Origin of the sequence: Microtetraspora glauca, from assembly GCF_040656155.1 — a bacterium.
GTDB classification, from domain to species: domain Bacteria; phylum Actinomycetota; class Actinomycetes; order Streptosporangiales; family Streptosporangiaceae; genus Microtetraspora; species Microtetraspora glauca.
Genome location: NZ_JBFALK010000013.1, coordinates 251,346 through 270,436, shown reverse-complemented (window position 1 = coordinate 270,436; position 19,091 = coordinate 251,346). Strand labels below are relative to the sequence as shown.

Sequence of the window (19,091 nt, the reverse complement as noted above, 5' to 3'; positions counted from 1 at the left end):
GATCCGCGACGACATGCACGAGGCATTCATGACCCTTGCCACCGCCATCATCTGCTGGCGACGCCTCGTCCGCTGATCATTCTGTTAGGAGTTCTTAGCCGTCGGTGCCGGCACTGAGGCCCGGCGGCGAGGTCGGGGTGAAACGTTCGCGAAATCGCTCCCGATGTGCTGCTGCGTGCCGCAATGAGGCTCGGCGGTGAGGCCGGGGTGAAATCATCGCCGCCATCGACCATGTGGGGATCGTCGAGCGGCCGCAATGGAGACCCTCGCCGAAGCGGGAGTGAAACCGCCGCGCCCGTGGACACGGGCGGACAGCGCATCACGCCGCAATGGAGACCCTCGCCGAAGCGGAGGTGAAACTCGCCACCGGAGTGCTCCGGGAGGAGCCCGGTGTGGAGCCGCAATGAAGACCCTCGCCGAAGCGGGGGTGAAACTGCTGGCCCGGCGACCGCACGGCCCTGATCGGGGACTAGCCGCAATGGAGACCCTCGCCGAAGCGGGGGTGAAACGGTCGCCGGTGACCCGGAGGCCGCCGCCGCGCAGATCGCCGCAATGAGACCCTCGCCGAAGCGGGGGTGAAACCGTGGTCTACGGAGACCCGGCGCCCCAAGGAAGCAAGCCGCAATGGAGACCCTCGCCGAAGCGGGGGGTGAAACGGCCGATCTCCACGATCGGCTCCTTGTACGGGTCGCCGCAATGGAGACCCTCGCCGAAGCGGGGGCGAAACCTCAAGAAGACCGCGTTACGGCAGGCGGGCGCCCGGCCGCCGCAATGAAGACCCTCGCCGAAGCTGGGGTGTTTCACCCGGCGCCCCGATGGAGCCCAGCGGTGAGGCCGGGGTGAAGCGCACAAGGCGGGCGGCGGCCTGCCGGTGGCCAACCAGCCGCAATGGAGCCTGACGGCGAGGCCGGGGTGGAACGACGACGACCTCGGCTGGGCGATCGCTGACCTCGCGCCGCAATGGAGCCCGGCGGTGAAGCCGGGGTAAACCCAGATCCCCCAGCGGCTGATCGGCATCATCGGCACGCCGCAATGGAGCCCGGCCGTGAGGCCGGGGTGAAACACGCCTTCGGGATGACCCGACGTGGATCGATATGACGCCGCAATAGAGCCCGGCGGCGAGGCCGGGGTGTAACCGCCAGATCACCGCGGTCGCCCGCGTAATGACCCTGCCGCAATGGAGCCCGACGGCGAGGCCGGGGTGGAACGGTTCGCGACCTGGCGTTACTGCAGAAGGTAACCGAGTCTGATAGTGGATACTGTCCGCTTTGGGCCATAGACAGACTGTTCGTCCCTCGAAACCTCACGGGGAAATCGTGTGCACCGGTGGTTCCGAACTTTGCGACCGGGCCTATGCAGTGTGTTTTCTTGTCAAGAGGCGACTGTCTGAGGAGCGAGGGTCTGAGCCGACCCACATGATTGCAATCCTATTGGGATATCACGAACCGTCCGAGAATTGTCGGTGTCGGTCAGTAGAGTGCGCTTCTTCGCCTGATTCGTGGACTGTCTACATCTGCGAGGTGCGCCCTATGCATGCTGACCAGCAGCCTGCCGAGTTCGGCGGCTTCGCCGCGGATGCGGTCGGCGAGGAGGTTACTCCGTACCCGTACCAGGTGAAGCTTGCTTATGAGGGGTTGCCGGACCTGCTAAGGGTGCCGACCGGTGGCGGCAAGACGGTGGCGGCAGTGTTGCCGTGGTTGTGGCGCACTGACGTCTTCCCGGAGGTGACTCCTCGCCGTCTGGTGTACGTGCTGCCGTTGCGAACGCTGGTCGAGCAGACCGCGGACACAGTGGCGACGTGGCTGTTCAACCTCGGCCTGCGCGCATCCCCGAATTTCAAGGAAGCCACTCGTGAGGACGAGGTCGTTCTCCAGGTGTTGATGGGCGGCGCGGATCGGCAGGACGATCTCTGGCAGCTTGAGCCGGGCAGGCGGGCCGTTCTCGTCGGGACGCAGGACATGATCCTCAGCCGTGCGTTGATGCGTGGATACGCCGAGGCTCGGGCGAAGTGGCCGATCTCCTATGCGCTGCTGCACGCGGATACGCAGTGGGTGTTTGACGAGACGCAGTTGCTCGGGCCGGCGTTGCCGACGAGCGCGCAGCTTCAGGGATTGCGTGACGCGATGGGCACGGTCGCGCCGACTCGAACGATGTGGATGTCGGCGACGCTGGCCGAGGACGGCCTAGCCACGGTCGATCATGACACCACGGCGTTGCGTACGGTCGAGTTGTCGGCCGAGGACCGGGCCGGTGGCCTGGCGAGGCGGCTGAACGCGACCAGGACCGTTCAGCGGTTGGCCCTGCCGACGGACGCCAAGAGCTATCCGGCCGCGGTTGCCCGCGAGTTGCTGGCACAGCATCGGCCGGGGATGCGGACGATCGCGGTGCTGAACACGGTGGAGCGTGCCACGGCGGTGTGCGAGGCGGTTCGGAAGGCGGACCCGCAGGCCGATGTGGTGCTGATCCATTCCCGGTTCCGCCCGGCCGAGCGGAGCACGCTCATGGACCTGATCACCGAAGACCCGCCACAGGTCGGCCGGATCGTGATCTCTACCCAGGTCCTGGAAGCCGGCGTGGATATCACGTCGCGGACGCTTTATACCGAGGTCGCGCCGTGGAGTTCGATCGTGCAGCGGGCGGGGCGGTGCAATCGCGGCGGGGAGTACCCCGTGGCGTCGTTACTCTGGGGGCTGCCGCCGGCCGGGCGTGCTCCGGCCGCGCCGTACGCGCAGGAGGATGTGGACGCCGCGGCGCAGGCGCTGGGCGAGCTGGAGGGGATGGCGGTCACCTCCACCCACTTGCAGCGGCGCCAGGTGCAGCAGGCTCAGGAACTGCATCCGGTCGCGCGGCGTCGTGACCTGCTCCAGTTGTTCGACACGATGCCGGATCTGACCGGGGCCGATATCGACGTGAGCCCGTGGATCCGCGACGGCGACGACGGCGGTGTCTTCGTGGCGTGGCGCGACTGGTCGGCCACCGGCGGCGAGCCGGGCGAGGACGAACCGTGGCCGTCGCGCCAGGAGTTGTGCCCGGCACCAATCGCCGACGTGCGGAAACTGACCACTCGGGACAGCGCTGTGCGGCGGGTGTGGGTGCGGGATCGGGTCGAGGGGGTCTGGCGGCGCGCGATCCGTCAGGATGTCGTGCCTGGCGTGGTGCTGCTGGCCGATGCCTCCGGGGGCGGGTACGACCCGGTGCTTGGCTGGGCTCCGGGCAGCCGTGATCCGGTCACTGTTCTCACCTCGGTGCGGCCTGCCCGGTCGGAGTCGGGCGAGGATGCGATCGGTGAGGATCCGCTGTCCTCGCGTGGGCAGCCGTGGGTGAGCCTGACCCAGCACTTGCAGGACGTCGAGAACGAGGTGACCGACGTCGCCGCCGCGGTGCGTGGGCCGGGGCTGAACGTCGGGCAGATCACCGCTGCGACGCTCGCCGGCCGCTACCACGATCTGGGCAAGTGCCATCAGGTGTTCCAGGAGACCCTCCACAAGTCAGGGCAGCGTCCGATCACTGAGCTGCTGGCGAAGTCGCCCGGCGGGAAGGTTCGGCATTCCCGGCCGTACTTCCGCCACGAGCTGGTCAGCGCGTTGATGCTCTCCCACCGATCCTGCCGCTTGCTGGACGGGCAGCCGGAACGCGACCTGATCATCTACCTGGCCGCCGCGCACCACGGAAAGGTCCGCCTCAGCGTGCGATCAATCAGGGAGGAGACCACCGCAACGCCACCGACGGTGCTTGGGGTTGCCGACGGCGATGAGACGCCTCCGGTGTCCCCCGTGCCGGGAGAGTATGTCGGCAAGCTCACGCTGTCGGCGGCGGAGCTTCGGATCGGAGCCGTGGAGGGGGATTCGTGGACGGCCCGGGCGGTGGCGCTGCGGGACCGCCCGGATCTTGGGCCGTTCCGGCTGGCGTTCCTGGAAGCGCTGGTACGGATCGCCGACATGCGGGTCAGCCGTAGGTACCGGGAGGGCGAATGAACCAGATCATGCTGCGCGGGTGCCGGGCTGATGTGCTGGCCGGCTATCTGCAGGCGCTCGGCCTGCTGCGCGTGGTCTCCGCCCAGGCCGATCCGGGGGCGCGGTTGCACTGGCGCGGCGATGTCGCCGTCTTGGACACGATGCTGAGCGAGGAGGACCTGCCGGCCTGGCTGGCTCGCACGTATGTGCCCGCTCCGATCGTCTCGCCGTGGAACTCCGGCTCCGGGTTCGCCGGGAACGGCAAGAGCCGCAGCGCCGAGCAGGCGTTGCAGACCGTACACGATCTTGCTGACGAGCGGTTCCGGCCGCTGCGCAGAGCGATCACGGTCGGCCGGCAGGTGGTGGCCGAGGGCCGACGGCGGGGCTGGGGTGGCAAGAAGGACGAGCTGTGGGACAAAACCCACAAGATCGACGTGGTCCGGCTGTGCCGCAACACGCTGCCCGACGATGCGCTGGCCTGGCTGGATGTGGCGGTCACGCTCACCCTGGATGATCTGGCGTTCAACGCGCTGGCCGGTACGGGAGGTAACTTCGGGCGGCAGGATCTGTCGGCCACCTACTATGACCGGCTGCTGCATCTGATGGGGCCCAAAGCCAAGCCTGCCCAGAGCCGCAGGTGGGCGGAGGCGGCGCTGTTCGGCCGCGAGGACGTGGCCTACCTGCGCGACACCGTCGGCCAGTACGACCCGGGACGCGCGGGCGGCATCCACTCGGCCTCTGATGAGAAAGGCGACGGGTTCGCCAACCCATGGTCGTTCGTCCTGGTGCTGGAGGGGACGCTGCTGTTCGCCAGCGCCGCGGTACGCCGCAACGGGACCAGCAACGCGAGCGAGGCCAAGCCGTTCTTCACCCGCTCGACCCCACTCGGGCACGGCAGCGCCGCCGAGGCCGAGCCAGTTAAAGGCGAGCAATGGGTGCCGCTGTGGGATCAGCCCGCCATGGCTGGCGAGGTGGCCCACCTGATCGGCGAGGGCCGGGCGCAGTGGCGACACCGGCAGGCGACCTCCGGGCTGGAGTTCGCGATGGCGCTGGCCTCACTCGGCGTGGATCGCGGCCTGACCGCGTTCCACCGGTTCGTGATCGCCGAACGGCTCGGGCAGAACCCGCTCGCCATCCACGCCGGAAAGATCACCGTGACACCGCGGCCCGAGGAAGCCTTGTTGCGCGGGCCGTACCGGTGGCTGGAGCAGGTCCGCAGAACAACCCTGCCCAGCGGCATCGCCACCGCGCTGCGCCAGGTGGAACGCGAGGCGTTCGCGGTCGCCGCCGGAGAAGGCCGCACCGCACTGGCCCGGTTCGTTATCGAGTTCGGCCGGTTGCACGAGCTGGTCGGCAAGTCCGGGCGACTGCGCAAGGAGGTCGCCCCGTACACGGCGAACGGACGAGCCGACTGGCTCGCGGCGCTGGATCACACCTCGCGGGAACTGTGGCTGGCCGCCGGGTTCGCCGGGCTTCGCGACACTCCCAAAGCGGCCGGCCCGGGCATCCGGGAGCTGCTGACCAGGGCCGGGAACAAGGGCTGGCAGGACACGCCCGGTTGCGGCGTCGAACTGTACGGCACCACCCTGGTGCGGGCGCTCACCGATGCACACCGGATCAGAGTAATCAAGGCCCAGGACGCGGCTCCCGGCGCTGGCGGGGACGAGGCCACCCGAGGTGTGCAGACCGGCTACCTGTACGGCGAGCGGCTCCCGATCGACCTGCTGGCCGCGTTCGCCGCCCGTGATGTCCGGGACGACGTGGTCGCCGACTATCTGCGCGGCCTGCTCGCGCTGGGCTGCGGCCCCGGCACCGACACGTCCTGGCCAAGCCGTGAACGGCACCTGCCGGACTGGACCCTGTCTCTGCTGCTGCCGTTCTTCGGCACTGGCGAGCTGACCGTACGGGTGCCCGATCCACGCAGCGGCGAGCAGCCGCTGAAGACGCTGCGGCTCGCGCCGCGCCCCGGCTGGGTCGCCCGCCTGGCCGCGGGAGGTGTGGACGCCGTGGTCCGGGAGGCGCTGCTGCGGCTGCGCATGGCCGGGCTGCGCCCCCGCGTCTCCCGGCTGCCCGCCTCCCGCGCCGACGGCCCCCGGCTGGCCGCCGCCCTGCTGCTCCCCGTCACCCGGCGCACCCGCGAACGGTCGCTGGCCCGGATCTGCATCGCGGAAACCACTGACCATGCCATCCCCGACACCGAAGGAGTCCCCGCGTGATCCCCCTGGATGAGCCACGCCTGCGCTACACGGCCCACCTGCAGTCCGTGCTGGGCTCCACCTTCCAGCCGACCAGCTTCCCCGACATCGGCGCCGCCAAGTTCTCCCGCGCCCAGGGCGGTGACAGCCTGCTGGTGGAGTCGGTGCAGTCCATGGCCAACCGGCTGGAGGCCACCGCCTGGGACCGCGCCTCCCGCCGCCCGGCCGCCCTGGTCGAGGCCCTGCCGTATGTTCGGGTGCACCGCAGGGACAACCCCGACGAACACCTCACCTCCTCCCGCGAGGAGGCCCACCGGCTCGCCTCGGCGTTCGTCCGCGACTCCACCCTGGACGGGCAGCCGATGCTGGAGGTCATCCGCGACCGGCTCGGCCTGGTCAAGGACACCCCGCTCAACTATCCCGGGATGGCCCGCGCGCTGCTGGAGCTGGACCCGTTCTGTCTGCTGCACGGCGTGTTCTTCAGCCACAAGACGTGGCTTGGCCAGCCCAGGTTCACCCGCGCCGTGTCCGCCGTCATTGAGGCACACGACGTCCGAGAAGTGATCAGCGGCGGACGCAAGGCCGACCACGTACGCCACCAGCTCACCGAAGGCGAAGGCGGAACCAGCGAAGGCTACGGCTCCATCCCCTTCCACCGCATCGAGTGGACCGCCGGCGACATCAAGGCGATGTTCGTCGTGGATGTCGATCTGCTGCGCTCCTACGGCCTGGGAGCGGGCGTGACCGAGCTGCTGACGCTGCTCGCGCTCTGGGAGATCCGCACTCTGCTGTCGCGCGGGCTGCGGCTGCGCACCGCCTGCGACCTTGAGGTGGCCGAGCAGCCGAAGGAACTTCCCGAGCAGGCCGAACTGGAGGCCCGCATAGGCGAACTCATCACCACAGAGGGCGTCGGCGCGGAGGCGATCACCGTGCTGTGGAAGGGCTGACATGCCCGTCGTCTTGGCCATGCACTTCCCCTGGGGCCGCTACCACGCCACCCCCTGGGGACGCTACGTGAACGAGGGCCTGGTGGAGATCCCGCCCTCGCCGTGGCGGCTGCTACGCGCCCTGTACTCCGCCTGGCAACTGCGCGCCCCCGAGCTGGAAGAACGTGTGGTGCACTCCCTACTGAGCGCGCTCGCGGCCCCGCCGTCCTACCGGATCCCGCCGTACCGGATCGGGCATTCCCGCCACTACTACCCCGACAGCAAACACCGCAGTGGATCGGCCAGCACGGACAAGGCCGTCGATGCCTTCGCCGTCCTGGACGGCGATCAGACCATCTACGCCATTTGGCCCATCGACCTCGACCCCGAGCAGCGGGAGGCACTGGCCCGACTGGCCAAGTCCATCCCCTACATCGGTCGGGCCGAGTCCACCTGCGAGGTGCAGGTGTTCGACCAGGTGCCGCCCGAGGTCCGACACCAGTACGCCGAGCCGATCGGCCTGGACGACGATGCCCTCGGCCGCAGCCACCAGCCGACGGAAGTCCTCTGCCCAGAACTGCCGCTCGACCTGGACACGCTGATCCAACGCCCAGTCGACGTCCGCGCCGCCAAACTTCTCTACCCCAGCAGCACGCGGAAGATCACCTACGCGGTACCCGCGCCGTCTCAGCCGCTCCAGGCGGTCACACAGACGGACTCGGCAGTCACCGTGGTACGGCTGACTATCAGCGGAATCCGGCAACCCCGCCTCGCCCACGCGGTTCCGCTGATGGACGCGCTACGCGGTGGATGCATCAAGATCCTCACCCGGCAGGGCAGCGCATTCGACAGCCTGCTGGCCGGGAAGTCCGCCGACGGCAGGCCACTCGCCGACGCGCACCGGCACGGCCACTTCCTGCCCTACGACTCCGATGGGGATGGGCGCATCGACGAGATCGTCATCTGGGCGCCGGGCGGCCTGACCGCACGCGAGGTCGAGGTGCTGGACATTCTCGGCCGGCGCAGCGTCGGCGTACCGGACGGGGTGACAGGGCCACGCGACCTACGGGTCCTTCTCACCGCCTCCGGAGGCGACGACCTGCTCCCGGAGGAGTGGACCCGTCTCGCCCGCCGTTGGCGGTCCGTTACTCCGTTCGTGCCGTCCCGCCACCGCAAGCGCAGTAAGAGCCCTGAGGGTTACCTGCACGAGGAGGTGGTACGCGAACTGGGCTATCGCGACGGGTCGGCCGACGGTATGAGCGTCGTGGAGAGGTTCAACCCGGCGTTCGTCGGATTCATCCGTCGCAGATGGCGCGACAAGAAGGCCACCGGGTCACGCAGCGGTCACGCGATTGAGCTGGAGTTCCCCGAACCGCTCAGTGGCCCGATCGCGCTCGGACACCTCTCCCATTTCGGCCTGGGTCTTTTCGAAGCGATCGACTGACTGGCCAGGCCGGGCTGCTTGACAACTGCATACCGCTGCTCTGCCCCCGAGCCGTGTTCTGTGACCGTGCCGAAGTGGTTCGGAACCTCAAGCTCTCATGGTTTCCCTGAGAGGTTCCGAACCACAAACGATCCGTTTCGGGCATAAATCGCCCTGTGGTGGTGTGTCATGGCGCATACCTTCAGTTATTTCCGCAGCTTGCGAAGCGTTTCACCTCCGCTTCGGCGAGGGTCTCCATTGCGGCGGTGAGCAGTGGTTCCAAGACGGGGCGCACCCGTCGTTTCACCCCCGCTTCGGCGAGGGTCTCCATTGTGGCCTGATCAAGGGCCCGTCCGGTCGTCGCTAGCGCCGGAGTTTCACCCCCGCTTCGGCGAGGGTCTCCATTGCGGCCTGCTGATGGTGAACTCACCGGTGGACGTGTCGTGCTGTTTCACCCCCGCTTCGGCGAGGGTCTCCATTGCGGCCCGGAGTTAGCCGCTCCGGAGGTGGACGAGCCACCGTTTCACCCCCGCTTCGGCGAGGGTCTCCATTGCAGCTTGCCGATGACGTCGAAGACGACGCCCAGGGTGCAGGTTTCACCCCCGCTTCGGCGAGGGTCTCCATTGCGGCGCGACTTCCTTCGCGATCTGCGTCATCAGCTTCACGGTGTTTCACCCCCGCTTCGGTGGGGTCTCCATTGCGGCACCCTGGCCGCGTCCATCGGCGCCGGGGCCTGACCGTTTCACCCCCGCTTCGGCGAGGGTCTCCATTGCAGCGCGCCCGCGTCCAGGTCGGAGAACGCCAGGGACGTCGGTTTCACCCCCGCTTCAGCGCGGGTCTCCATTGCGGCACAGTTAATCACACGGACGGACGATGGAGATACGTATGGTTTCACCCCCGCTTCAGCGCGGGTCTCCATTGCGGCATCATCCGGGCGAGGCTGGTCGCGGCCTCCTCCGAGTTTCACCCCCGCTTCGGCGAGGGTCTCCATTGCGGCCACACCTTGACGATGCCGTTGTTCCAGACCGTCGAGAGTTCCACTCCCGCTTCGGCGAGAGTCTCCATTGCGGCAAAATGACCAGAGGTGTATGAGCGGCTGGCCGAGGCGAATCCGGTCGCCTAACTGCCCGCCCTCGCCTCTTCGATAAACAATCTGTCGGGCAGGTGGCTGAGGTGGGGCGTCGGGAGACCAACCCAGACGCCTACCTACCTGACCTGGCCAGAAGCAGTCTCGTCAAGGGAGTGATGCTGACCGAAACTGCGATGGGCTTGATTCGGTTTGACGGACACCCGAGATCAGGGGTTCACCCCGGAAGGATGTCCGTCATGGAGAACATGAGGAAGAAGCCCCGTCCTCGACGCTCGTTCACCCCCGAGTTCAAAGCCGAGATCGTCGAGCTGTGCCAGCGCGGGGACCGCTCGGTCGGCCAGGTCGCCAAAGACTTCGATCTCACCGAGACCGCCGTACGAGATTGGGTCCGCCAAGCCGAGGTCGATGACGGTCGGCGTGACGGCCTGACCAGCAGCGAACGGGAAGAGCTGGCCGCGCTGCGGCGAGAGAACCGCAGACTGCGCGAGGACGTCGACATCCTCAAGCGAGCCACGGCTTTCTTCGTGCGGGAGACCCGGTGAACGTGCACCCGTTCATCGAGGCGGAGAAGCAGGGCGGCCACAACGTCAAACGGGCGTGTGAGCTGCTGGAAGTCTCCCGTGCCGCCTTCTACGCCCGCCGCCGGGCACTTCCCGGTCCCCGCGCGGTCGCGGATGCGGCGCTCACCGAGCGCATCACCGAGGTCCACCGCCACTCCCGCGGCACCTACGGCGCGCCCCGCATCCACGCCGTCCTGCACGGCGAGGGCCGGCGGTGCGGCCGTCGGCGGGTGGCCCGGCTCATGCGCCAGGCCAGCCTGGAAGGCCGTCACCGACGCCGCCGCCCACTGACCACGATCCCCGACCCCGCCGCCGATGGACAGCCCGACCTCATCGGGCGGGACTTCCAGCCCGATCCGGCCGCACTCGACACCCGCTGGTGCGGCGACATCACCTACATCCCCACCGGCGAGGGCTGGCTGTATCTGGCCACGGTCATCGACATCGCCTCGCGCCGCGTGGTCGGCTGGGCCACCGCCGACCACCTACGCACCGAACTGGTTGCCGACGCCCTGCGGGCCGCGTGCCGGCAACGGCGCCCGCAAGGAGAGGTGATCTTTCACTCGGACCGCGGCTGTCAATACACCAGCGGCTCCTACGCCCAGCTTGCCCGGGAGTTGGGGGTGCGGCTCTCGGTCGGGCGCAGGGGGCAGTGCTGGGACAACGCGCTGGCCGAGTCGTTCTTCGCGACGTTGAAGGGAGAACTGCTGGACGGGCAGGTCTGGCCGACCCGGGCTGCCGCCCACAGTTCGATCTTCGAGTTCATCGAGAGCTGGTACAACCTGCACCGGATCCACAGCAGCCTTGGTTACCGTAGTCCCGCCGCCTACGAGGCCCTCGCGGCCTGATCCACCACATCAGCGGTGTCCGTCAAACCGGAGCAACCCCACGATCACAGACGAAGCGATCTGGTCGATCCTGCGAGGACTCGGCATCGCCCTAGAAAGGGGAGCTTCCCGATCTCGTCAATGCTGGCGCCTCAGCCCATCGAAGGGCGTGTCAGCAGAACCCGTCACAGACCACGAAAGCATGGCGACGTGCCACCTCGACCGAACCTCCAGATTGGATGTCGCAATGATCATCTAGATGATGCCGGAGGTTGTGGTCATCTCCTCGTCGGGCAGGCGTAGCCGAGCCGGGCCGGACGCCTGGGGTCAAGACGTCGTTCGCGTGTACATTCCTCCCGGTGACCTTCCGCGCCTGCTGGTTGGCCTACCCGCACTCGACGGCTTGACCTTGGGCGGCCGGTCTGGCATCCCTTCGGGTGACCGACGAGGAGATGACCGCCCGGCCACCCGCACCCTTTCCGGCTCATCTCCGAGGAGGGTCGGGGGTGCAGGGGGCGGAGCCCCTTGCGGTTCTTCCCAGTTTCCGTGAAGGCCGAGCCGCCTCGCCCTGGTCGTCGTTCTCGTTCCGATGGGTTTCGCTTGTCTACGGTGTCTATCTCGGCGTTCCTGGAGCGCGCGGGCGGCGACGGCCGGGACCGGCCGAAGAGCCGCATGCCCGGCCGGCTGGCCGACCGGCGCGCGTGCGGGCCGCCGCAGGCGGGCCGCTTTAATAACGAGAAGAAAAGTTGCTTTCGATCTTGGGTGGATCGACATTGACGTGAAGCCTGTGTCGTGTCCCACCTGATGCTCGACATGATCCTCAAGAGGCGTTGCGGAGGCCCTCACGGTCCGCGATAAGGGCGCACATCGCGGCAGATCAGTGCGCGTCAAACTCGAGCCGGTGACCTGTCAGGATCGAGCCCATGGCGGTCGTGTGGTCCAGTGTGACGACCGACTGCCTCGACCCCGAACGGGTGGCAGGATTCTGGAGCGCCTTTGCTCGGTTGCGGGCCCGGACCATCTCAAAGAGGCTGGGTCTACCTCGGCGAACGTGACGCCCCACAGCCGCGACTGGCTTTCCAGCCGGTATCCGAGCTCGCAGTTTGGCTTTGCTTGCCGATCCGCCGATCGCGCCCCGTGAAGCTGTTGTCGCAGCCTACGTATGCGTCGCAGGCGCACTCACGAGTCCACCCGCGCTGACCAGACAGGATGCGCTCCCGAGGCTTCACGCCATCGGCAGGTCCGAAGCGCTCTCTAGCGTCGGCAGAGAATCGCTGACCCTCTTGACGTGCGGTTGTGGCTACCGTGGTGACTACAGCTACGACAGCCGTGTCATCGTCGTGGCAACACCCGTGTGATCGGAACGCCCGTGATGATCGACTACAACGTCAGCGACCACTGGTCCGATGACGATCCCGATTGGCCGAAGTCCCTGGTCTCCTCGCTCGACCGCCGTCACGGCCTCAGCAGCGTTCTGCCGCTCACGGTCATCGTCGAGGAGATCGCCGAGTGGGTCGAGCTTGCCAGCGGCACCGACGCGTGGAAGAAGCCCGCCAACCGCTCCTCTCTCCGGTTAGACCTCGACGAGTCGGTAGGCGCGGTTGGCGCAACACTCAGCAATCACATCGCAGGGAAGCTCGCCGCATTTCGAGCAGCCCTATTGCAGCTCTCCACGAGCCCCTCGGCGGTGCTCGCCCAGCCGCCCGGCACTCGTACTGACGCGGCCTGGACAAACCTGCTCTCCACCGCGCGCGAGCTTCTCGAAGAGCTCGACTCGGACGATGCGGCACGCGCCAGCTGGGACGATCTGGTCGCGACCGCGCAGGATCGGACCCTGGCGCGGCGAGAGTATCGCCCTATCGCTGAGCTTCTGTTCGAGCAGCTGCAGCGGCGGGGTCTCAGCGCGGAGGGAGCCTTCCGCGATCTCGTGTCGATCGTGGCCTTCGGCCGCGACCCTAACGATATCCCCATCGGCGAGAAGGACGTGCCCCTCGATCAGCGGCTGATGAACGCGCGCACCTTCGTCGGCACACCCGCCCAGGTCGAACCGATCGTCGTCTGGTTGGGCTACCAAGGACGTATTCATCTTCATCTCTCTGCCGGGCGTGTGTCCTTCCTCGACGCGCATTGGGCCGTTCCGAACGCTGAGCCTGGCAGGCAGGACTTCGCCCACAAGGCAGAGCTCTCGGAGCTGGTCCGGGACGGCCTTATGTTCAAGGTTGCGAAGATGGTCGACGAGGAGTCCGACGTCGACATCCTTGTGCGCGTCGACCTCGGCAACACGACGGCTGCTGGTGCAGTCTTGCGCGCCGTCGACATCGTGGACACCATCCTGAATGTGTCGATACACAACGCTGGCGGGATCCGTCCGCGGCTAGCTCAGCACGCCGTCATTCGCTCGGGGAAACCCGGCTCCGCCGGCTTCTTGGCCGTTTGGCGTGAGACCGGTTTTCCCGACGACTACTACGGAGCTGGGATTACCGCTGAGGCGATCGAACAACATGGACCGCGGATCGCCGAGGCACTTGCCCGAGCAGAACTCCCCAGGTTCCTGGCTGCGGCCATCGAAGTGCAGACAACAGCCGATCACCCTTTCAGCCGCGATATGGCGCTGCGGAAGCCGTCGGAAGCCGACATCAGCAGCGTGATCCCACTCTCGGACCGAGTGGCGCAGCACATCGCTGCACACGCGGCCATGGACCCGAACGATCTCTTCGCACTGCTCGGGGAGCGCTGGCCGCATGCCCGATGGCTCACGGATCTTCGGCGCGCAGCGGGGATGTGCCTACTCGGCGGTGGTCGGCGCGATGAGTTGCTCACCGAGCTCACGAGTGAATGGCTTTCCAGCCGACCGAAGCAGCCGTGGATCCTGCTTCTTGCCGATCGAGCCGATGACTTCCTGTCGCTGTGCCGCCTTGAGCATGAGCGCGCCTGGATCGCGCGGATGTTCACGAGCGTTGGCGATCACGCCACCTACAGCACCCTCATCCATGAGTACACGGCCGAGGGCGAAGTGCTCGAAGCGCGCCGCCGCCGCGTTCGCAACGCATTGGTCCACGGAAACCCCGCGAGCTTCACGGTGGTGCAGTCCGTCCGTGAGTTTGCCGACTTCCTCGGCGGCAGCGCTCTCAACCGTGGTCTCGAGTCTTTCGTCGAAGGCACACCACCCGCCGCAGCTCTGGCGATCAGAACGGACGAGTTCGTCGCAATGCAGGATGGCCAGGATGCCGCAAGCTTCTGGCGTGCGCGGATCGCTGCACAGAATCATTCAGGCGCGGCGTATGGCACCGGGCCGTGATCATTTTTCACTGACGGTTTCGCGTCCCTAACTCCCCCGTGATCGCAGAATTTCGATGCGGAGGAGCGCGCTCTTCTCGGCATGTGAGTGCGCCCACGGCCGCTCAGGTGCCACCGACTGTAACCAGGACGACTGAGCAACCAAGGCCGGCTGTCGTGCATGTGCTGGGACGGATCCGTCAAGCATGTGGTGGGACTAGACACTTGGGTGGATCGGCTTAGGTCCTGCTCTCGACTGGCTCTGCGGTTATCCAGACACGTTCGAGGCTGGCGAGGTAGACCGCTGCGGTGCCCTCGTCCTCGGTGACTCGCACGTGGATGACCGGGGCCTGTGCGGCTGGGGTGCCGTAGGCGTGGATGTTGACGAGAAGATCGTCGTCGGCGCGGTAGATCGAGTTGTAGAGCACGGTTCGATGTAGCCGGATCTCGACCCCTTCGATGTCCTGGAGCTGGCGATAGAGCGCAACAGCGTTTCTGATCCTGGCTGCCATGACGTCGGGGCCGATCCCCTCGTCTTGCCCTCGGGCGGCTACCTCGGGGCTGTCTGGATCGCCGAGCAGGATCCGGACCTGGACGCCTGCGCGAGCTCGCTCGCCCAGCAAGCGAACCATGCCCGCGTCCTCGGCGAGGAACAGGCCGCTGTAGGTCAGGATGTCGATCCTCTTCTCAGCTCTCGCGAAGAGCCGCTGCCAGACGGAGTGCGGCACGGCCCAGCGGTGCGGATAGACCGCTCGCACGTCGTCGGAGATCGGCCGGCCTGACGCGACTTCGGGCCATAGCTCAGCCTCGTCGACCTGGAGGAGATCGGCGAGGGCCCAGCGGTGGCGTGGGTAGGGGGTGCGGCCTTTCAGCCAGCGGTTCACGGTCTTGGGGTCGACGGCGAGAGCGGCGGCGACGTCGACGGCCTGGAGCCTGGCGGCGGCGAGGGCGCGGCGAAGGTTCTCACTCATGGGGGCGTGCCTCCTGAGAGATCGGCTCTGCGCGCGACGCTAACACGAGACGTCCCTAGACGTCCCCTAGTCGTGGTGTAGAGATTCCGGACCGTGACGGAAGCTCATCGGCAGGGAAGCGGCCACAGCCACCCATCTCCAAGCCGAAGGAGCGTCACCCATCGTGAACGTGATCAAGATTCAGCAGCGCGCCTACCAGCAACAGCTGTTAGAGGAGCTGCGCGCCGAACTCAAGCGGAGGGGCATCGTCACGGTCCTGCTCGTCGACCAGAACGGACGCCCCGCGCTGGACGTGCCGGACAGCCGATTTCGCCCCCGCCGGGTCTTCGTCCACCTGGCGTTCCTGTGGTTCTACTGGGGCGACCAAAGCGACGAGCGGGTGTCATGCCTGCGCCTTGCGCCGGCGGCCGATCGGATCGAGCAGGCCGCGCAAGAGGGCTGGCGCGAGGGGGAACAGGGTGAGATCGGCTTCGACCTGGACAAGGTCATCGGTGCGCACTCCTGACCGGCCCGCAAAGCCGCTGACCGGCTGGCGCGTCTACGCCCAGATCGCCGAACGGCTTCGCCACCGCATCACCTCCGGCGAGTACGCGCCCGGCTCGACACTGCCGTCAGAGGCGGTCCTGTCGGCAGAGTTCTACGTGGCGCGGAACACGGTCCGTCGGGCGTTGACGGCCCTGGAGGAGGGCGGGTTGATCCTCACGGTCCCGTCCAAGGGACGGATCGTACGGCCTGCCGCTCAGGAGGCCGAGGTCTCGTATCGCTATCAGGAGATCGCGAAGAGCTTGCGCGGCCGGATCGAGCGGGGCGAACTCGGGCCGGGCGACGCCCTTCCCAGTGAGGCCGAACTTCGCTGGCTGTTCTCCGCGGCCCGGAGCACGGTCCGGCAGGCGTTCGCGGAGTTGGAGAGCGAGGGGCTGATCGTGTCCCGGCATGGCAAGGGCCGGTTCGTGCGCTCCTCGCAGTGACGTTCAGGGTGAGACGTCCTAGGACGTCTCACCGGACGCTCTAGGCGTGTTCGGGGGTTTGGTGCCTATTGTCGGGGGCGTGACACAAGCTGAGTGGGCGCGCGACCTGGCCAGACAGCTTCTTGAGAAGCCGCTTCCTCGGCGGTGGGCGCATACGCAGGGCGTCGCCGCGCGGGCGGCCTCGCTGGCTCCGATCCTCGGCGACGACGCCGACACTCTGACCGCCGCCGCGTGCCTGCACGACATCGGTTACTCGCCGGAACTGGTCGACACCGGGTTTCACCCCCTCGATGGGGCGCGCTACCTCCGCGACGTGGCCCAGGCCGACGCGACGCTCTATCGCCTGGTAGCGCATCACTCCTGCGCCGTGAACGAGGCGACCGAACGCGGCCTGTTCGACGTCTTGAACAAGGAGTTCATGCCGGAGCGGCCGGACCTGATGGACGCGCTCACCTATTGCGACATGACAACCGGCCCCGACGGACGACACCTCGACGTCACAGAACGACTCGCCGAGATCCATTCCCGCTACGGCCCCGAGCACCTGGTCAGCCGCTCGATCACTGCGTCAACGCCGTGCATCCTGGCTGCCGTTCGAGCAATTCAGAAACAGATCACGCGAGTCTGACCGTCCCAATCACGGTTCACCGAACGCTTTGCGGATCTTGGCAGCACCGTACTGTCCGGGAAAGTTGCACACCGGGCAGGCGCATGGTGGCGATCCGTGGGCGCCGGGCATGTACCGCCAGCCCGTCACCTGGTTCACGCTCCGCACCCGATGGATCTCCTTCGCGCTCACTGGGCGAGGGAGGAACAGCTCGTATCCCCGGGCGTCCTGCTGCTCGGCCACCAGGGCGGCGGCTTCAGCGCTGCTGAGCTGAAGAGGAGTGCGGTTGTAGTGCCCGACCAATACCGGCTCGTCATCTGGCACACGGAAATGCACGGCAATCATGGCCCTCTGACCACCTCGCCGTAGCTCCCGCACCCACTGATAGGTGATCTGGTAGGACGGCAGAACCGGCAGGCAATAGACGCCAGTCATGCCACCATGTCCGATGCTGTCCGCGCGGATTCCGGCGCGTCGCACCGAGCGGACGTTCTTGGCTGCGGTGACGTGCACCAGCAAGGTCACGCGGCTGCCTCTCTCCTCATGCCTGTCTCAGCCAATGCGCGGCAAGCCGGTTCCGGCAAGGTAATGGCCGATACGCAGACGCATTGACCGGTCCATCGAAAGTGCTTCGACCTCGTCACGGGGCACCCAGCGGACTTCGCGGGACTCGTCGCTCGGAGTCGGCTCGCCATCCACGCCTCGGGCCGTGAGCACGATCGAGAACTCCTGCCGGGCCTCGCCATCGCTGGTGTAGAGGATCACGTGCTTGGGGTCGGTGTAGGTGCCGACCAGGCCGGTGATCTCGCAAAAGATCCCGGTCTCTTCGAGGGTCTCCCGCATAGCGGCCTGCGGCAGGGACTCGCCCAGGTCGATCGCGCCGCCGGGGACAGCCCAGTTGCCGTTGTCGCTGCGGCGAATCATCAGGATGTCCCCCGCGTCGTTGGTGACCACGACGTTGACGGACGGGACGAGGCTGTTCGGTTTCGGGGCCTGGGGGTCGTCGTAGAAGTCGATCCGGCGCGCCATGGTCAGGACTCTACCGGTGTGGCCTGGTCCCACACCCGCTCGAAACTCTCGGCATACGTGGCGACCATGCCGCCGCCGAGGACCTTACGCAGGTGCAGGACGGGCGCGTTGCCCGCGGGCGTGCCGTATGCATGGGTGTTGACGAGAAGCTGATCGTCTCCGCGGTAGATCGAGTTGTACAGCACAGTGCGGTGTAGCCGGATCTCCACCCCGGCGAGCCTGCGGATCGGCTGGTAGAGCACAAGGGCGTTGCGAATCTTGGCGGCCATGCCGCCGTCTATGCCCTCGTCCGCGCCCCGTTGCGCGACCTCGGGGCTATCGGGGTCGCCGAGCAGAATCCGCACCCGTACCCCGGCGCCGGCCTTCTCGCCGAGCATCCGCACAATGCCCGCGTCGTCGGCGAGGAACAGGCCGCTGTAGACGAGCACGCCGATCTCACTTTGCGCCTGGGCGAACAGACGTCCCCACGCGTCCCTGGGTACGGCCCAGCGGTGCGGGTAGACGGTGACGATCTCACTCTCCGACGCCGACGCCACCTGTTCCCGGGTCAGAGCCTCCGGCCACAGGTAACTCTCGTCCATCCCCAGGTGCGTAGCCACTGCATACCGGTGCTTTCGGTACGGTGCGCGGCCTTTGGTGACCCACCGCTCGACCGTCTTGGGGTCCACCTCGATGGCGGTCGCCAGATCGGCGATGCTCACCCCACGTTCCAGAAGTGCCGCACGTAACCGCTCGTTCGCCATCTCACCTGCCACGTTCGAGGACGTCCAGGGACCTGGCAATCGTAGACGGGACGTCTTGAACATGTCCCGTCGTGTAGTGATCTCGTCCTGCCCTTTCGCCGCAATCTCGGTGTCACAACGCAGCACCGACCGCGACGAAAGGAGACGTGATCATGACAACCACCACGATCAACCCGCCCGAGGAGACCCCCGGCTGCGACTGCGGCGCACTCCTGGAGCAGGGGCAGATCCGCTGCCGTAAGTGCCTGGCCCGCGACCGGTGGACCCGCCGTCAGACAGCCCGGCGCAGGGAGAACAAGCGGCGCGGCTTCACCCGGCGTCCCCCGCGCGGCCCGATCGGCTTCGCGCAGGCTGGGGTGATCTGGTCGTGAGCACCCTGCCCCTGATCCTGGCGCTTCTGCTGTCTGGCGGCGCGGGCGCTGGCTACGTGACGGTCCTGATCGGTATCCGGCGCGAGGACAAGGCGATGAGCCTCGGCACTCCCCCGGACGGGCGGGCGGCGTCGCTGGCCCGCCGAGTGACC

At 67.4% G+C, this 19,091-nt stretch carries 14 protein-coding genes and 1 CRISPR repeat array; of the genes, 10 read left to right on the top strand and 4 right to left on the bottom strand.

All coding sequences use genetic code 11. The annotated features are described in order from the left end of the window. Positions 1–1,529: 1,529 nt before the first annotated feature. The 6 genes from cas3g to AB0I59_RS24210 all read left to right on the top strand — a co-directional run bounded on the left by cas3g (position 1,530) and on the right by AB0I59_RS24210 (position 14,272). Entirely contained in the window at positions 1,530–3,974 is a 2,445-nt protein-coding gene (gene cas3g / locus AB0I59_RS24235) for a type I-G CRISPR-associated helicase/endonuclease Cas3g (protein WP_358136222.1), read from the top strand. Next, positions 3,971–6,169, top strand: coding sequence for a type I-G CRISPR-associated protein Cas8g1/Csx17 (cas8g1, locus tag AB0I59_RS24230; protein WP_358136220.1), 2,199 nt, complete (start codon positions 3,971–3,973; stop codon positions 6,167–6,169). Before cas3g ends, cas8g1 begins: the two co-directional genes overlap by 4 nt. After that, positions 6,166–7,095: a type I-G CRISPR-associated RAMP protein Csb1/Cas7g gene (gene cas7g / locus AB0I59_RS24225; RefSeq protein ID WP_358136218.1), complete on the top strand. Its 930-nt coding sequence runs from the start codon at positions 6,166–6,168 to the stop codon at positions 7,093–7,095. The genes cas8g1 and cas7g overlap by 4 nt, the downstream gene beginning before the upstream one ends. 1 nt (position 7,096) lies before the next feature. After that, positions 7,097–8,518, top strand: coding sequence for a type I-G CRISPR-associated protein Csb2 (gene csb2, locus AB0I59_RS24220; RefSeq protein WP_358136216.1), 1,422 nt, complete (start codon positions 7,097–7,099; stop codon positions 8,516–8,518). A 207-nt stretch (positions 8,519–8,725) separates the two neighbouring features. Next, positions 8,726–9,124: a CRISPR direct-repeat array (repeat unit 34 nt; unit sequence GTTTCACCCCCGCTTCGGCGAGGGTCTCCATTGC). Between the two features lie 708 nt (positions 9,125–9,832). Next, positions 9,833–10,995, top strand: a protein-coding gene (locus tag AB0I59_RS24215) for an IS3 family transposase (RefSeq protein WP_358136245.1) whose coding sequence is annotated in 2 segments (ribosomal slippage) — positions 9,833–10,100 and positions 10,100–10,995 — 1,164 coding nt in all. Because the reading frame shifts where the segments join, the coding sequence is not laid out codon by codon here. A gap of 1,348 nt (positions 10,996–12,343) precedes the next feature. Further along, positions 12,344–14,272 (top strand): hypothetical protein, encoded by a 1,929-nt coding sequence (locus tag AB0I59_RS24210; protein WP_358136213.1) that lies wholly within the window; start codon positions 12,344–12,346, stop codon positions 14,270–14,272. Between the two features lie 217 nt (positions 14,273–14,489). Here AB0I59_RS24210 and AB0I59_RS24205 read toward each other — a convergent pair whose 3' ends face one another. Continuing rightward, complete coding sequence (locus AB0I59_RS24205) at positions 14,490–15,221, bottom strand: phospholipase D-like domain-containing protein (protein WP_358136211.1); 732 nt, start codon at positions 15,219–15,221, stop codon at positions 14,490–14,492. Positions 15,222–15,384: 163 nt separating this feature from the next. Between AB0I59_RS24205 and AB0I59_RS24200 the strand changes: the two genes are divergently transcribed. The 3 genes from AB0I59_RS24200 to AB0I59_RS24190 all read left to right on the top strand — a co-directional run bounded on the left by AB0I59_RS24200 (position 15,385) and on the right by AB0I59_RS24190 (position 16,817). After that, positions 15,385–15,726, top strand: a complete 342-nt coding sequence (locus AB0I59_RS24200; protein ID WP_358136208.1) for a hypothetical protein — start codon at positions 15,385–15,387, stop codon at positions 15,724–15,726. Beyond that, the gene (locus AB0I59_RS24195) at positions 15,713–16,189 is read left to right on the top strand and encodes a GntR family transcriptional regulator (protein WP_358136205.1); all 477 of its coding nucleotides are present in this window, start codon (positions 15,713–15,715) and stop codon (positions 16,187–16,189) included. The genes AB0I59_RS24200 and AB0I59_RS24195 overlap by 14 nt, the downstream gene beginning before the upstream one ends. A gap of 79 nt (positions 16,190–16,268) precedes the next feature. Further along, positions 16,269–16,817: an HD domain-containing protein gene (locus AB0I59_RS24190; RefSeq protein ID WP_358136202.1), complete on the top strand. Its 549-nt coding sequence runs from the start codon at positions 16,269–16,271 to the stop codon at positions 16,815–16,817. A 9-nt stretch (positions 16,818–16,826) separates the two neighbouring features. Here the strand turns inward: AB0I59_RS24190 and AB0I59_RS24185 are convergent, their stop codons facing one another. Genes AB0I59_RS24185 through AB0I59_RS24175 form a run of 3 tightly spaced genes read right to left on the bottom strand, consistent with a single transcriptional unit; the run spans position 16,827 to position 18,568 of the window. Continuing rightward, positions 16,827–17,321, bottom strand: a complete 495-nt coding sequence (locus AB0I59_RS24185) for a hypothetical protein (RefSeq protein WP_358136199.1) — start codon at positions 17,319–17,321, stop codon at positions 16,827–16,829. Between the two features lie 27 nt (positions 17,322–17,348). After that, the gene (locus tag AB0I59_RS24180) at positions 17,349–17,825 is read right to left on the bottom strand and encodes an NUDIX hydrolase (protein WP_358136196.1); all 477 of its coding nucleotides are present in this window, start codon (positions 17,823–17,825) and stop codon (positions 17,349–17,351) included. Positions 17,826–17,827: 2 nt separating this feature from the next. Further along, positions 17,828–18,568 (bottom strand): helix-turn-helix transcriptional regulator, encoded by a 741-nt coding sequence (locus AB0I59_RS24175; RefSeq protein WP_358136242.1) that lies wholly within the window; start codon positions 18,566–18,568, stop codon positions 17,828–17,830. 152 nt (positions 18,569–18,720) lie between these two features. Here AB0I59_RS24175 and AB0I59_RS24170 point away from each other — a divergent pair, with 152 nt between their 5' ends. Then, positions 18,721–18,939 (top strand): hypothetical protein, encoded by a 219-nt coding sequence (locus AB0I59_RS24170; RefSeq protein ID WP_358136194.1) that lies wholly within the window; start codon positions 18,721–18,723, stop codon positions 18,937–18,939. The last annotated feature ends 152 nt before the right edge of the window (positions 18,940–19,091 follow it).